The organism is Pseudomonas sp. NPDC089554 (assembly GCF_050280645.1).
In the GTDB taxonomy this organism is placed as follows: domain Bacteria; phylum Pseudomonadota; class Gammaproteobacteria; order Pseudomonadales; family Pseudomonadaceae; genus Aquipseudomonas.
In genome coordinates, this window is the sequence record NZ_JBNNVR010000114.1 from 1 (window position 1) to 14476 (window position 14476).

The 14476-nt window shown below is 62.7% G+C and carries 17 protein-coding genes; 9 read left to right on the forward strand and 8 right to left on the reverse strand.

Translation table 11 applies throughout. The features are described 5' to 3' along the window. Positions 1 to 120: 120 nt before the first annotated feature. Positions 121 to 600: a MarR family winged helix-turn-helix transcriptional regulator gene (locus tag ACQKPE_RS23455; RefSeq protein ID WP_375099489.1), complete on the reverse strand. Its 480-nt coding sequence runs from the start codon at positions 598 to 600 to the stop codon at positions 121 to 123. Positions 601 to 747: 147 nt separating this feature from the next. Between ACQKPE_RS23455 and ACQKPE_RS23460 the strand changes: the two genes are divergently transcribed. Both ACQKPE_RS23460 and ACQKPE_RS23465 read left to right on the forward strand, forming a co-directional pair. Continuing rightward, positions 748 to 1869, forward strand: a complete 1122-nt coding sequence (locus ACQKPE_RS23460) for an amidase (protein ID WP_427669076.1) — start codon at positions 748 to 750, stop codon at positions 1867 to 1869. After that, positions 1866 to 2378, forward strand: coding sequence for a nuclear transport factor 2 family protein (locus tag ACQKPE_RS23465; RefSeq protein WP_427669077.1), 513 nt, complete (start codon positions 1866 to 1868; stop codon positions 2376 to 2378). Before ACQKPE_RS23460 ends, ACQKPE_RS23465 begins: the two co-directional genes overlap by 4 nt. A 34-nt stretch (positions 2379 to 2412) precedes the next feature. On the opposite strand, the gene ACQKPE_RS23470 is transcribed toward ACQKPE_RS23465, so the two are convergent. Then, on the reverse strand, positions 2413 to 3255 hold the full coding sequence (locus ACQKPE_RS23470) for a DUF6216 family protein (protein ID WP_427669078.1): 843 nt from the start codon (positions 3253 to 3255) through the stop codon (positions 2413 to 2415). 176 nt (positions 3256 to 3431) lie between these two features. Continuing rightward, positions 3432 to 4319 carry a LysR family transcriptional regulator gene (locus tag ACQKPE_RS23475; RefSeq protein WP_427669079.1) on the reverse strand — a complete coding sequence of 296 codons (888 nt, stop codon included), beginning with the start codon at positions 4317 to 4319 and terminating at the stop codon, positions 3432 to 3434. Positions 4320 to 4502: 183 nt separating this feature from the next. Between ACQKPE_RS23475 and moaB the strand changes: the two genes are divergently transcribed. Next, positions 4503 to 5042, forward strand: coding sequence for a molybdenum cofactor biosynthesis protein B (moaB, locus tag ACQKPE_RS23480; protein ID WP_427669080.1), 540 nt, complete (start codon positions 4503 to 4505; stop codon positions 5040 to 5042). Between the two features lie 30 nt (positions 5043 to 5072). Here the strand turns inward: moaB and moaA are convergent, their stop codons facing one another. The 4 genes from moaA to ACQKPE_RS23500 all read right to left on the reverse strand — a co-directional run bounded on the left by moaA (position 5073) and on the right by ACQKPE_RS23500 (position 7881). Then, on the reverse strand, positions 5073 to 6077 hold the full coding sequence (moaA, locus tag ACQKPE_RS23485; protein ID WP_427669081.1) for a GTP 3',8-cyclase MoaA: 1005 nt from the start codon (positions 6075 to 6077) through the stop codon (positions 5073 to 5075). Positions 6078 to 6267: 190 nt separating this feature from the next. After that, on the reverse strand, positions 6268 to 6765 hold the full coding sequence (locus ACQKPE_RS23490; RefSeq protein ID WP_427669082.1) for a hypothetical protein: 498 nt from the start codon (positions 6763 to 6765) through the stop codon (positions 6268 to 6270). 51 nt (positions 6766 to 6816) lie between these two features. Beyond that, positions 6817 to 7323: a hypothetical protein gene (locus ACQKPE_RS23495; protein ID WP_427669083.1), complete on the reverse strand. Its 507-nt coding sequence runs from the start codon at positions 7321 to 7323 to the stop codon at positions 6817 to 6819. 99 nt (positions 7324 to 7422) lie between these two features. Beyond that, positions 7423 to 7881: an Lrp/AsnC family transcriptional regulator gene (locus tag ACQKPE_RS23500; protein ID WP_427669084.1), complete on the reverse strand. Its 459-nt coding sequence runs from the start codon at positions 7879 to 7881 to the stop codon at positions 7423 to 7425. A 129-nt stretch (positions 7882 to 8010) separates the two neighbouring features. Here ACQKPE_RS23500 and ACQKPE_RS23505 point away from each other — a divergent pair, with 129 nt between their 5' ends. Then, complete coding sequence (locus ACQKPE_RS23505; RefSeq protein ID WP_427669085.1) at positions 8011 to 9189, forward strand: trans-sulfuration enzyme family protein; 1179 nt, start codon at positions 8011 to 8013, stop codon at positions 9187 to 9189. Between the two features lie 110 nt (positions 9190 to 9299). Here the strand turns inward: ACQKPE_RS23505 and ACQKPE_RS23510 are convergent, their stop codons facing one another. Further along, on the reverse strand, positions 9300 to 9536 hold the full coding sequence (locus ACQKPE_RS23510; RefSeq protein WP_427669086.1) for a YdcH family protein: 237 nt from the start codon (positions 9534 to 9536) through the stop codon (positions 9300 to 9302). Positions 9537 to 9655: 119 nt separating this feature from the next. On the opposite strand from ACQKPE_RS23510, the gene ACQKPE_RS23515 reads away from it, so the two are divergent. From ACQKPE_RS23515 to ACQKPE_RS23535, 5 genes are all read left to right on the forward strand, one after another. Then, positions 9656 to 10021: a 5-carboxymethyl-2-hydroxymuconate Delta-isomerase gene (locus tag ACQKPE_RS23515; protein WP_427669087.1), complete on the forward strand. Its 366-nt coding sequence runs from the start codon at positions 9656 to 9658 to the stop codon at positions 10019 to 10021. A 160-nt stretch (positions 10022 to 10181) separates the two neighbouring features. Continuing rightward, the gene (locus ACQKPE_RS23520; RefSeq protein WP_427669088.1) at positions 10182 to 11819 is read left to right on the forward strand and encodes a phosphoethanolamine transferase; all 1638 of its coding nucleotides are present in this window, start codon (positions 10182 to 10184) and stop codon (positions 11817 to 11819) included. 93 nt (positions 11820 to 11912) lie between these two features. After that, positions 11913 to 13043 (forward strand): ribonuclease D, encoded by a 1131-nt coding sequence (gene rnd, locus ACQKPE_RS23525; protein ID WP_427669089.1) that lies wholly within the window; start codon positions 11913 to 11915, stop codon positions 13041 to 13043. Further along, positions 13043 to 13336 (forward strand): YcgL domain-containing protein, encoded by a 294-nt coding sequence (locus ACQKPE_RS23530; protein WP_375099479.1) that lies wholly within the window; start codon positions 13043 to 13045, stop codon positions 13334 to 13336. Before rnd ends, ACQKPE_RS23530 begins: the two co-directional genes overlap by 1 nt. Positions 13337 to 13415: 79 nt before the next feature. Then, entirely contained in the window at positions 13416 to 14348 is a 933-nt protein-coding gene (locus tag ACQKPE_RS23535; RefSeq protein WP_427669090.1) for a D-2-hydroxyacid dehydrogenase, read from the forward strand. Positions 14349 to 14476 lie beyond the last annotated feature (128 nt).

The window sequence follows — 14476 nt, forward strand, 5'->3', positions numbered from 1 at the left end:
GGCGCCGTACCTGTAGGAGCGGGCTTGCCCGCGAACACGGGCGAAGCCCGTGCCATGCACCGAGGTGTCTTCTTCGCGGGCAAGCCCGCTCCTACAGAGGGAGGTGTCGAAGCGGGGTTTTCAGAAGCTCTCGAGGTTATGGAACACCACTTCGAGCATGCGGTTCAGGCGCTGCACCTGGGCATCGGTCAGGCCTTTGAAGCTGCGCTGGAACAGCTCACGGGTCACATCCTGCATGCGCTCGATGGTGTGCAGGCCTTCCTCGGTGATGCGCACCTGGGTCACCCGGCCGTCGTCGGCGCTGGTGGCGGTCTCGACCAGGCCGTCTTCCTTCATGCGGTAGACGATCTTGGTGATGGTGGAGAGCTTGGCGATGGCGTGGGTGGAGATTTCCGAAATGCTCGACTCGCCGTTCTCGTTGAGGATCCACAGCACCCGCCAGCGCGGCACGTCGAGGTCGACCTTCTTCAGCAGCCGTTCCATGTTCTGGGTGTAGCGTCCGTGCACACGGGCCAGCCAGTAGAAGGGAAAGTCCTCCTTGCGAAAATCGTCGCTGGCGGGGTCGTGATGGCTGGTGCTTTTCTTCTTCGCTTGACTCATCGTTTCACTGACAGGTTGGAAGTTCGTCGTGGGGTGTCGGCGGCAGGCTCGCCGAAAGCTCAGGCATATTACGGGAATATTCAGTTGATGTATCAACTTAACGCAGGCGCCGTGCACGGCGTCGCTCGCTAGGGGAACAGACACGTCATGAGCATCATCGTTGAAACCCTCGACCTGGGTGGCGATGGCCCACGGGTCATGGTCAAGGACACCATCGACGTGGCCGGCAGCGCCACCCGCGCCTCCAGCCCCGCCTTGCAGGACGCCCCGCTGGCCGACCAGCACGCCGAGGTAGTGCGCCTGCTGCTCAAGGCCGGTGCACGCCTGACCGGCAAGGTCGGCCTGCACGAACTGGCCTTCGGCACCACCGGCATCAACCACCACACCGGCACCGCGGCGAACCCGCGTTTTCCAGGGCGCATTCCGGGTGGCTCGTCCAGTGGCTCGGCGGCGGCAGTGGCCATGGGCCTGGCCGACTTCAGCCTGGGCACCGATACCGGCGGCTCGGTGCGGGTACCGGCGGCCTGCTGCGGCGTGTTTGGCTTCAAGCCGACCTTTGGTCGGGTAAGTCGCGTCGGCGTGATGCCGACCCACACCAGCCTCGACTGCGTCGGTCCGTTCGCCGCCAGCCTGCCGATGCTGGTGCGGGCCATGAGCATGATCGACCCCACCTTCGTGCCAGCGCAGGTGCCGGGCAGCGTACGTATCGGCGTGCTGCGGGTGACTGCCGAGGCGGCCATCCAGAAAGTGCTGCACGCGACCCTGGCGGCCAGCGGGCTGGCGCTGGGCAACGTTGAACTACAGCACTTTGGTGCGGCTTACGATGCGGGTATGGCGGTGATCAACCGCGAGACTTTCGCAGCGTGTGGCCACTTGCTGGAAACCGGCAAGGTGGGTGCTGACATCGCTGGCCGCCTGGCTGCTGCCGGGCAGACCAGCGATGCCGCCCTGGCCGAGGCAGAGCTTGTGCGCGAGCGTTTCACCGCCGAGGTCGACCAGGCCCTGGCGAGCTTCGACGTGCTGGCCCTGCCGACCCTGCCGGACTTCCCCCTGCGCCTGGAAGACGCTGCCGACACCCGCGCGGTGCTGGGCATGACCTCGCTGGTGCGGCCGTTCAACCTGTCCGGCCACCCGGCCTTGAGCATTCCCTTGGGCAGCGAGGCTGGCCTGCCGGTGGGCTTGCAACTGGTGGCGGCCAAGGGCGCCGACGAGAAGCTGTTGGCCATTGCCGAGCGCCTGTTGCTGAACGTGCAGCGGGGTGAGGTATGAGCGAGCTAGCCCAGTTGCAGGCCCGCTTGCAGGCGTTCGAAAGCCAGCAGGCGATTCGCGTGTGCATCAACCGCTACATGGCCTTGTGCGACCGCCTCGATGCCGACACGCCACTGGACGAGCTGGCCGGGCTGTTCACCCGCGAGGCGGTGTGGGAAGGCAAGGGTGCGAAGTACGCCAACAGCTTCGGTGGCTACCGAGGGCGTGAAGCGATTCGCGACATGTTCGCTACCTACATGAAGCCCCCGGCGCACTTTGCCTTGAACGTGCACTTTCTTACCAGCGAAGTCATTCAGGTGGAGGGCGAGCGGGGGGAGGGGCAGTGGGTGATGTTGCAGACCAGCACCTTCGCCAGCGGCGCCTCGCACCTGAACGCCGCGCAATTGCGCGTGGCGTTCGCCTTGGAGGAGGGGCAGTGGCGCATGGCGCATTTCACTACCGAGAACCTGTTCAGCCGACCGGTGAGTGGGTGGAACAGTGATGCGGCGTTGCCGGTGCCTGGTAAGTAGGGCGGGGTGTTCCAAGGGCTGCTACGCAGCCCTTTCAAGGTTGAGTTTGCTGCAAGTGAAGGTGAAGCTCGCGGGCTCGATCCATACGCGAAAGCTTTCGCACGATCAGGATCATGGCTGCAAAGCACATCAGGAGTAGACCGATAATGAAGCCTCTCTGCTCACGTAAGCCATTTTCGACATACACTGCATAGTTTGAATCAATGAAAAGTGAGCAGATGATGTCCAGCTTCTCTTCGGGTAACCCCTCTCGTATGAAGGGTTTCAATGTTTGCGAAGAACGGCACTTTTCCACTGTGAGGAAGTCGTCAGGAGAGAAGTAGTCGAACTTTATATCGTTCTTGGAAACGAAGAACGATGGCGCCTCCGGTGCGTCTTTCAGCGATACCATCAGGTAATCAGTATCTGTGAAAGGTGGCGTTATCATTACCCCTACGAAGCAGATGCAGAGAATCGTGTACAGCGCCGCAAACTTTTTTCGGTCGAAACGACGGTGCTTGAATTTGAGCGTGGTGAAGTCACTCCAGTCAATGTAGTTGCGCGAACGGCCTATGTCGGCAGGTCGGAAACCATGTGTAGTGATCCACAGGTGCGCGTGTTCGGCATCGCTCAGCGAATTGGCGGGAATGTTGAACTCATAGCGAAAGTGTTCAAGCTCACGCAATTCTCGCCGTATTTGCTCCAGTGTCGGGTTGTCGAAATTCTGCTTGCCACCAAAACTTCGCCATATTAAGTCGCGAAGAAAAAATAGAGACCCTGCACGGTTGTAGATGAAGTACAGGAACCAGAGCAAAAGTATGATCGCAACGAAGTAGCCGCCGTAGGTAGTGATTACCTCAAAGCTCAAAACAAATGGTTCTGCGGCAGTGGCTGCCATAAGAAGTCCTTTTTCAATGATTATGAGACGACAGCCTTCCTTGGGGAGCGGCCGTTACTGGCCGCGTTTCTGTGAGAAAGGCTATATGCCGAAGGGTAAATGTGTGTTCCTGCTGAGCGTGCGTGAAGTCTCTGAAAGTGCTGTCGGAGCGAGCTGGGCGACGAATGTCGCTCGACTTATTTCATGCCGAACAACACCTTCGCCTCGGCAAAGCACTGCTCGGCAATTGCCGAGCGTGGTTCGCTGCGGCGTAGCAACAGGCCCAGCGGACTGTGGATGCTGGCATCGAGCACCGGGATGATGCGCAGGTGCTCGCTGAGGTTTTCCAGGCCACAGTTCAGCGGCATCACCGCGCAGCAGACGCCGGCGTTGAGCGCCTGGATCAAGTGGAAGGTCGAGTCGCTTTCCATCACCGCCAAGGGCTCCAGGCCCCGGCTGCGAAAGCTTAGGTCCAGCGACTGGCGGTAGTGCATGCCCTTGCTCAGTTGCCCCAGCGGCAACTGGTCGAGGTCTTCCCAGCGCAGCTGCGAACCTTCGAAGCTGAAGTGACGGGTATCGTGCAGCAGGCCCATGGTGGTGGTGCCCAGTTCGATCACTTCGAAGTAGTTGGTGCTTACCTGGTCCAGGTAGCAGATGCCCATGTCCAGCTGGTTGCGGCTCAGGCCATCGATCACCTGCTCGGAACTCAATGCGCTGAGCTGGAACTGCAGCTCCGGGTATTTCTCACGCAGTGGCAGCAGCAACTGCATGGGGTTGAAGCTGGCCAGCGGCACCGTGCCCAGGCGCAGGCTGCCGACCACCTGGCCACGGCAGCTGGCGGCCTCGGCCTGCAGGCCGTCGTGGGCGGCGAGCAGGGTGCGGGCCCAGGCCAGGATGCGCTCGCCGGCCTCGGTGAAGCCTTCGAAACGTTGGCCACGCTTGACCAGCACCAGGTCCAGTTCGTCCTCGAGGTTACGCAGGCGCATCGACAAGGTCGGCTGGGTGACGTGGCACAGCGCGGCAGCCTGGCCGAAGTGGCGGGTCTGGTCGAGGGCGAGAAGGAACTTGAGCTGCTTGATGTCCATGAGGTGGCCTGGGGGTGAAGATATGACGACCTTAACCAAGAGTGCCGGGGCAGGCCATCATTAATTGATGGCCATATGATGCAAGCGATAGAGGGCGTCGATGAGGGGGTATGCCATATCGATTGGACGCTGCCTGGGCCTAGCCTCTAGCGTGGGCGGCAAACCTCTTTCGGAGAGCTTCCCGTGAGCGTCAAACCCGACGCGGTCTTCGTGCCGCTGAACATCGCCGTGCTGACCGTCAGCGATACCCGCACCTTCGACACCGACACCTCTGGCCAGCTGCTGGCCAGCCGCGCGGTGGAGGCGGGCCATAACCTGGTGGCGCGGGTGCTGCTCAAGGACGACCTGTACCGCATCCGCGCCCAGGTCGCGACCTGGATCGCCGACGACCAGGTGCAAGTGGTGCTGGTCACCGGTGGCACCGGCTTCACCGGGCGCGATAGCACGCCAGAGGCCGTGGGTTGCCTGCTGGACAGGCGTGTCGATGGGTTCGGCGAGCTGTTCCGTGCCCTGTCGATCCTCGATGTCGGCACCTCGACCTTGCAGAGCCGGGCGCTGGCCGGGCTGTCCAACGGCACTCTGGTGTGCTGCGTGCCGGGCTCGACCGGTGCCTGCCGCACGGCTTGGGAGGGGATTCTGGCGGAGCAGCTCGATGCACGGCACCGCCCCTGCAATTTCGTTGCGCACCTGAAGGCGGTGGCGGCGTGTGAAAGCCGAGGCTAGGAGTTGAATGAGACGTTGATGAGCGGCGGCTCAGCCGCCGGTCATGTTCATGAAGCGTAGGATCTGCACCTCACCGCCCACTTCGAAGTGGTGGCGGTAGGGCTTGAGGTGCATGGCCTCGCGAATGGCGCTTTCCAGGCGGGCGCTGTCACCGGGGTGGGCGCGCAGTACCTGTTTCAAGTCCATCGAATGTTCGTTGCCCAGGCACAGCAGCAGGCGGCCTTCCACGGTAAGGCGCACGCGGTTGCAGGTGGCGCAGAAGTTGTGGCTGTGCGGCGAGATGAAGCCGACCCGGCTGTTCGGCGACTCGGCCAGGCGCCAGTAGCGCGCCGGGCCCTGGGATGACTCGGCGGACTCGACCAGGGTGAAGTGCTCGGCCAGGCGTTCGCGCACCTGGTCGCTGGAGTAGAACGACTCGCCACGCTCGTGCTCGCTGATGACGCCCAGAGGCATTTCTTCGATGAAGGAGATGTCCAGCTCGCGGTCGACGGCAAAACGCACCAGGTCGACCAGCTCATCGTCATTGCGGCCCTTGAGTACCACGCAGTTGAGCTTGGTGCGCTTGAAGCCGGCTCGGCGGGCAGCGTCGATGCCTTCGATGACCTGGGCCAGCTCGCCGGTGCGGGTCAGGGCCTTGAAACGTGCGGGGTCGAGGCTGTCGAGGCTGATATTCAGGCGTGTTACGCCAGCATCGAACAGCGGCTGGGCCAGGCGCCCGAGCTGCGAGCCATTGCTGGTAAGGCACAGCTCGCGCAGGCCGGGCAGGGCGGCTATGCGCCCGCACAGCTCGACGATGCCCTGGCGCACCAGGGGTTCGCCGCCGGTGAGACGAATTTTGCGGGTGCCCATGGCGACGAAGCGTTCCGCGACCTGGTACAGCTCTTCGAGGCTGAGGATCTGTTGGCGCGGCAGGAACTGCATCTCTTCGGCCATGCAGTAGACGCAGCGGAAGTCGCAGCGGTCGGTGACCGACATGCGCAGGTAGTCGATTCTTCGGTTGAAGCCGTCGATCAGGGCCGGGTTGCTGGGTTCCACGTTCGCGCTCGAAGGAGAGTGGCTTGTGCGGCAAAGATGCCGTAGGGACTATGTTTCACGCTATAACTTGCGGGCAGCGGCGTCAAATTGCTTTGTCCGACCGGTTGATAGGTTTGGTCTATCACTATATGCCGGAGGCTGATCGCTGCGCACCGTGACGCTGCGCCTGAGGGGGCGCAGCGTCGTTGCTTCAGCGGATGCGTTCGATCAAGTATTGCTGTTCGATGCCTTCTCCCGCCACCAGGTTGCGAGCATTGGTCGTTGAGTGAAGTACGTCGGAATGTGCCTTTACCTCACGCCCTTCGCTGTCACGCCACCTGCACCTCAAGGTGTTTTCGCCCCATTCCAAGGGCTCGAACTTCATGTCGGGACGATTGCCGAGGCCCTCGTAATAGCCCAGGTAGCTGTTGCGGCTGATGTCGACTGCCTTGGTGCGCTTGTCCAGCATCGAAAGCTTGAAGTGGTAATGATCTTGGGTTTTATCTTGGAAGCGGAAGATGAACGACAGCGCGTCCTCCCCTCCGCCCACCTGCAACCAACCGCCGACCTCGGTGATATTCGCGAGTGTGAGCCCGTCTTTGGTGTAAGTGGGGGATACGAGCAAGCGCTCGCCGTCGACCAGTGCGTAGATCTTGCCAATGAACGAATGGCGTCCGATCCAATTGGCGGTGCCTTGTATGTTTTCCATGCAAACCTCTGCGGTATGTAGGGTGGGCGCCGAAATATCGGCCCTGGATCGTCAGCAGCGTTTGAGCAGGAACTGTGCGACATCGCCGGTGGCGACACTCAGTTGATCTCCAATCAAGTCGATATCCCGGCCTCGGTTTCGGCGTATGGGAGGGATCGGCATCGACCGGATCAAGCGCCCCGTGCTGTCTTGCATCTTGAAGCGCAGCGAGTCCTTACCCCACTCCAGGGGCTCGAGCATCAGGGCGGAACCCTCTCTGCCAGTGCTTTGCACGCTACCGTCGTTGAGCAGGTTCAGATAAGCATTTCGGCCGTAGCAGGAGAGCTTGTAGTGCAAACGATTGGTCGATCGGCCGCTGAACCTGAATAGCAATAGGTCGGCTGCACCGTTCACTGCGGTCATCAACACGGTGGGGAGCAGTACCTTCGACTCTTCATAAGGCGCGGTAATTTCACGGCCTAGTTTCAACGAGAAGGGTTGTTCGTCCTTGAGCAGATAGAGCTGGGCGAGGAATGAAATGCCATCAGCCCACCCGGACGATTCGGGTGTGTCGGTCATGTGACCTCCTTGGGGTGTGGAAAATGCCTGTAGGGGCAACGCCAAGGTATTGAGGGTGGGCGGCAAGCGGGAGTTAGAAGGTTTTCCGCAGGCGTGTGGCTAGCGCCGCACGGGAAACGCCGTGGTGTATTTGATTTGCTCCATGGCGAAGCTGGAGGTGATGTTCGACAAACCTTCGGTGCTGGTGATCAGCTTCTTGTAGAAGCGGTCGTAGGCGGCGATGTCGCTGACCACCACCCGCAGCATGTAGTCCCAGTCGCCAGACATCCGGTAGAACTCCATCACTTCCTCGAAGTCGGTCACGGTTCTGGCGAAGTGCTCGAGCCAGGCACTGTCGTGGCGCTGGGTCTTGAGCTGGACGAACACGCTCAGGCCCAGCCCCAGGCGCTCGGGGTCGAGCAGGGCGACGCGGCCGCGAATGTAGCCGTCCTCTTCAAGGCGCTTGACCCGTTTCCAGCACGGCGTGGTGGAAAGGCTGACCGCCTCGGCGAGGTCCTTCAGGGAAATCGAGGCATCACGCTGGAGCAGGGTGAGGATGTGCTGGTCGAAACTGTCCATGGCGAAAGGCGCTTGTCTGGAGAAAAAGTTTCTCGAGAGTAGCCCAGGAGGGGAATGCTTTTCCATGGCCATTGCCGCAGGCGAAGGATATGCGATAGTGGCGCCTTTCTTTCTGCCACTCTTTAGTCATTGGACCCGACCATGTCCGACAAACCGCGCAATTTCGCCACCCGCACCATCCACGCTGGCGAGCAGTCCAGTGTTGCCGACAACGCCATCTTCCCGGCCATTGTCACCTCCAGCTCTTTCATCAAGCGTGGCCTGGACGACAACCCCGAATACGCCTACAGCCGCGTCAGCAACCCCACCCGGCATGCTTATGAAACCTGCGTGGCGGCACTCGAAGAGGGTGTGGGCGCGGTCGCCTGCGCGTCGGGCGTGAGCGCCACCGCCACGTTGCTCGAGCTGCTGCCCAAGGACGCCCATGTGGTGGTGATGAACGGCGTCTACGGCGGCACCTTCCGCCTGATGGAAGACTACCGCTCGGTGACCTCGGGGCTGACCACCACCTATGTCGACCTCAACGACCTGGATGCTGTCGCCGCGGCCATCCGCCCCGATACCCGGATGATCTGGCTCGAGTCGCCGACCAACCCGTTGCTGCACCTGGTGGACATCAAGGCGCTGTGCGACCTGGCGCGCGAACGCGGCATCCTCACCTGCATCGACAACACTTTCTGCTCGCCGTGGAACCAGCAGCCGATCACCCTGGGCGTGGACCTGGTGATGCATTCGGCGAGCAAGTACATCGGCGGCCACTCCGACCTCACCGGCGGCGTGGTGGTGGCGGGCAATGCAGAACTGCTGGCGCGCCTGCGCAAGATCAGCATGGCGGTAGGGGCGATCCAGGGGCCGTTCGACTGCTATCTGGCGCTGCGCGGCTTGAAGACCCTGGACGTGCGCATGGAGCGCCAGAGCGCTAACGCCCTGCGCGTGGCGCAGCACCTGGAGCGCCACCCGCTGGTGGAGCAAGTGTTCTACCCAGGGCTTGAGAGCCATCCGCAACACGCGCTGTGCAAGCGCCAGATGCGTACCGGCGGCGCGGTGGTGGCGATGCGTATCAAGGGGGATCGGGCGGCGGTCAACCGCTTGGTGGAGGCGTTGTCGATCTTCGTGCTGGCCGATTCGTTGGGCGGGGTGGAGAGCATGATCAACCACTCCTGGAGCATGTCGCACAACTCCCTGAGCCCGGAGCAGAAAGGGGTGATGGGGATTGGCGAGACCCTGCTGCGCCTGTCGATCGGGATCGAGGATTATCGTGACCTGATCGATGACCTGGAGGCGGGGCTCAAGGCTGCGGCCTCTTAACAGCGGCTGCCGCAATTGTAGGAGCGGGCTTGCCCGCGAATCAGACACCGCAGGGCATGGCACCGGCTTCGCCGGTGTTCGCGGGCAAGCCCGCTCCTACAGGTTTGGCTTCAAAGCTTGGGCGGATGGATGATCCGCTCGATCTTGTCCTTGATCAGCAGGCGCTCCTTGCGCAGCCGGTTGACCGCATCGTCGGCGGTGCCATTGCCTTCGGCGGCTACCACCTCTTTGTCCTTGGCGTTGTAGTCCTTGTGCAGCTGGTGCAGCGCCTGGTCCTTGTCGATCAGGGCCTGGAAGTTGTCGGCAGTGATGTGCAGGTCGGCTAGTAAGTCATGCGGAACGGGCATTTCTTCACCTCTGTTCTGGGGTTGGCGAAAGGTGCTGATCTTTGAGGATAGCCGCTTTGCGCGAGGCTGGGTGTGAGCGTAGGCTGTCGCTTCCTGCCCACCACCCGGACCCGAGTGCCATGCCCCACCTGAACCTGGAATACAGCGACAACCTGCGCGAGCTGAAGGTCGATACGCTGCTGCTGCGCCTGAACAGCACCCTGTTCGCCAGCGGCCAGTTCGCCGAGGAACTGGACATCAAGAGCCGCGCCCAGGCCTTTGCCCAGTATCGCGTTGGCACTGCCCCTGGCGAGCGTGCCTTCGCCCATGTGCGCCTGGCGATTCTCAGCGGGCGCACGCCCCAGGTGAAGAAACAGCTGTCGCAAAGCCTGCTGGAGGTGCTGCGCGAGGCGATCCCCGCCCAGGCTGGGCTGGATATTCAACTGTGCGTGGAAGTGTTGGATATCGACCGCGAGCCGTACGCCAAACTTCACTTGCCTGGCTGAATAACGGCTGAATGAAAGTTAATTAATAGCCAAAGGCGCCAACCAACCGATTGTTGGAGTCTTTTTCACAAAATATTGATGGTACGCTTCCCACAATTCGGCCTACTTCCCCACGTGCCTGCGGCACCTGGGCCGACCCTCGAACGGTGATGCGATCATCATGCTCAACTTCAAGAAACTGCGGGCCGAATGGGTCACGCTGCTGGCCAGCCTGTACCTGCTGATCGGCTTCAACGCCTACCTCTGGCAGCACTTGCAAAGTGTCGTGCCGCCCGGCGTGGTGGGGCTCTGGTTGATGCTGGCGTTCGCCGTGATGATGTTCTTTGCCTTCAACCTGGTGCTGACGTTATTGGCGTTTCGCTACGTACTCAAACCGATATTGATCGTGCTGTTCATGAGTGGCGCCGGGGTTGCTTACTTCATGAACCAATATGGCGTACTTATCGACGGCGGTATGTTTCGCAATATCGCCGAAACCAACCCCGCCGAAGTGCGCGACCTGCTCTCGCTGAAGTTTGCACTTTATATATTGGGGCTTGGCGTATTGCCCTCGCTGCTGGTGATCAAGGCGCCGATCGTCTACCGCACCTGGCACCGGGAACTGCTGGGCAAACTGGTGGTGAGTGGGGCCTGCGTGGTGGCGGTGGGCTCGGTGGGGTTGGCCAACTACCAGGGCTTGGCATCCTTGCTGCGCAACCATCATGAGATTCGCCTGATGCTGACACCGAGCAACATCGTCGGTGCCTCGTTCGCCTACGCCAGCGAACGCCTGGGCAGCGCTGCCCAGCCATTCCAAAGCTATGGCGAGGATGCCCGGCGCGATGCGGCCTGGCAGCAGCACACTCGCAAGTCGCTGACGGTGTTGGTGGTGGGCGAGAGTGCGCGGGCCGACCACTTCGGTGTGCTGGGCTATGCCCGCGACACCACGCCCAAGTTGGCCAGGCAAGAGGGCCTGCTGGGCTTCACCGATGTGCGCTCGTGCGGCACCGAAACCGCCGTGTCGGTGCCTTGCATGTTTTCCGGCATGCCGCGCAAGGATTACGACGCCCGGGTGGCCAAGAACCGCGAAGGCCTGCTGGATATCCTCCAGCGCGCCGGCCTTGCCGTGCAGTGGCGCGACAACCAGTCTGGCTGCAAGGGCACCTGCGACCGGGTGCAGTTCATCGACGTGAGTAACCTCAAGGACCCAACCCTCTGCGCCAGTGGTGAGTGCCACGACCAGATCCTCTTGCAGGGCCTTGGCGAGCTGCTCGATAACCTCGACCAGGACACCGTGCTGGTGCTGCACCAGATGGGCAGCCACGGCCCGGAATACTTCAAGCGCTACCCGCAAGGCCAGGAGCCGTTCCAGCCGGTATGCCGCAGCAACGCCCTGGACCAATGCAGCCGCGACGAGATCAGCAATGGCTACGACAACACCCTGGCCTACACCGACAGCGTGCTGTCGTCGTTGATCGACACCCTGCGCAGCAAGCAGGACAAGGTCGACACGGCAATGATCTACCTGTCCGATCACGGCGAGTCGCTGGGCGAGTACAACCTGTTCCTGCATGGCACGCCCTACGCCATCGCCCCAGACCAGCAGAAACACGTGCCCTTGCTGCTGTGGTTCTCCGACAACTACCAGAAGGATTTCGCCGTCGACAGCGCCTGCCTGGGCAAGCTGCGCGATGCGCCGTTGAGCCAGGACAACCTGTTCCACTCGATGCTTGGGCTGTTGCAGGTGCGCACCGGGGTCTACCAGCAGTCGCTGGATCTGTTCGCTGGGTGTCGTCCCTGGCTGGCCGCCAAGCGTTGAGCGGGGCACCATTGATCCAGCACGCACGGCCCGGGTTTCACCCCCGGCGCCCACGCCGTATATACTGCGCGCCAATGTTTGTGGGAGAGCCTCGTGGCCATCGAAATACACTGGATCCGTGACGACCAGAGCCTGGTCGAACACTGCCGACGCTGGCGCGAACTGCCCTTCGTGGCCCTCGATACCGAATTCATGCGGGTCGATACCTTCTACCCCAAAGCAGGCCTGGTGCAGATCGGCGATGGCCAGCATGCCTACCTGATCGACCCGCTGCTGATCCGCGACTGGCAGCCCTTGGCCGAACTGCTCGAAGACAGCGGCGTGGTCAAGGTGCTGCACGCGTGCAGTGAAGACCTGGAAGTGCTGCTGCGTCTGACCGGCAAGCTGCCGCAGCCGCTGTTCGACACGCAGCTGGCCGCCGGCTACCTGAACATCGGCTTCTCGATGGGCTATTCGCGCCTGGTGCAGGACGTACTGGGCCTCGAGTTGCCCAAGGGCGAAACCCGTTCCGACTGGCTGCAACGCCCGTTGTCCGACACCCAGGTCAGCTACGCCGCCGAAGATGCCGTGCACCTGGCCGAGCTGTTCGACGCTCTGCGCCCGCGGCTGTCGGACGACAAGTACGCCTGGGTGCTGGACGATGGCGCCGAACTGGTGGCGCAACTGCGCCGCGAAGTCGAGCCCGAAAGCCTGTACCGCGACGTCAAGCTGGCCTGGAAGCTGCAACCGCAACAGTTGGCGGTGTTGCGCGAGCTGTGCGCCTGGCGCGAGCGCGAGGCCCGTGGCCGTGACGTGCCGCGCAACCGCATTCTCAAGGAGCACGCCCTGTGGCCGATGGCCAAGGGGCAGCCGAGTACGCTCTCGGCGCTGGCCAAGATCGAGGACATGCACCCGCGCACCATTCGCCAGGACGGCGAGTACCTTATCGAGCTGATGCAACGCGCGGCAGCCCTGCCGCCCGAGCAGTGGCCGCAGCCGCTGCCCGAACCGCTACCGATCGAGGCGGCGGGCATCCTCAAGCAACTGCGTGCTGTCGGCCAGGCCGAAGGCGAACGTCTGCAGATCGCCCCGGAGCTGATGCTGCGCAAGAAAACCCTTGAAGCCCTGCTCAAGAGCGGCTTCCCCAACGGCCCCTATCAACTGCCCGATTCGCTGCGCGGCTGGCGCCGCGAGCGCATGGGCCAGGCCCTGCTCGACAGCCTGGCAGGCGCCGGAGAATCCTGATGAAGCGTATCTGTTCGATCTACAAGAGCCCTCGCAAGAACGAGATGTACCTCTATGTGCTCAAGGCCGAGGGCCTGGAGCGCGTGCCCGAGGGCCTGCTGCCGTTCTTCGGCACACCGGTGCATGCCTTCGACCTGGTGCTGAGCCCCGAGCGCAAGCTGGCGCGCGAGGACATCGCCAAGGTGTTGGAGAACCTCGACAACCAGGGTTACCACCTGCAAATGCCGCCGCCAGACGACGAGTACATCGAGCACCTGCCCGAAGAGCTGTTGCGGCGTAACGACCCGGCCTGACCCAGGCCGCTGTGGCACTACCATTTTCCAAGGCGACCGCCCGTGCGGCCGCCTTCGTTGTTTTTAAGGTTGTCTTGAAATGCGCGTTCTGATCGCTGAACAGGATCATGCCAACTACGCTCGCCTGCTGGGCGAGGCGGCACCGGACCTGGAGGTCCTGACCAGTGGCGACTCCGCCGAACTGGCGCGGCATGCGCCGCACTGCCCGGTGTGGCTGGGCCAGCCAGACCTGCTGGCCAGCCTGCTGCGCCAGAGCCACACGCCGAGCTGGGTGCAGTCGACCTGGGCGGGTATCACCCCGCTGCTGGCTGCAGGCTTGCCCCGCGACTATCGCCTGACCCGCGCGGTGGGCATCTTCGGCCAAGTGATGGCCGAGTACATGCTGACCTACATGCTGATTCACGAGCGCGAGGTGCTCAGCCGCCTGGTCAGCCAGGTGGAGCGGCGCTGGGATGGTCGCCCTGGGCAGGGCCTTGCGGGGCGTGAGGTGCTGATCGTCGGCGCGGGCGATATCGGCCAGCAGGTGGCCGCGTTCCTGGCGCCGTTCGGCGTGACCTTGCGTGGCATTGCCAGCACGGCCCGCCAGCAGGTGCCGTTCGTCGAGGTGGCCGCGCTTGAGGACCTGCCGCGCCTGGTGGCCCAGGCCGACTACGTGCTCAACCTGCTGCCCGATACGCCGGCCACCCATGACCTGTACGACGCGGCGCTGTTTGCGCGCTTCAAGCCCAGCGCCCAGTTCATCAATGCCGGGCGCGGCGTGGCAGTGGTCGATGCCGACCTGGTGGAGGCTCTGAAGCAGGGCCATCTGGCGGCGGCGGTGATCGACGTCTGTCGCCAGGAGCCGCTGCCCCAGCGTCACCCGTTCTGGACGGCCTGGGGGCTGCTGCTGACCGGGCACAGCTCGGCGCCGACCTCGCCAGCGGCCATGGTGGGGCTGTTCATCGAGAACCTGCGGGCCTACCAGGCGGGGCAGGGGTTGCGTGGGGAAGTGGATTTCCAGCGGGGGTATTGAGGTAGCTTCTGCTGGCCCTATCGCGGGACAAGCCCGCTCCCACAGGTACGCCACTGGTCTTGGATTCAGTGAGGCTACGAATCTTCGGCTGATTCGTCTTCACCACCACAATATGGCGTCGTGAGCTC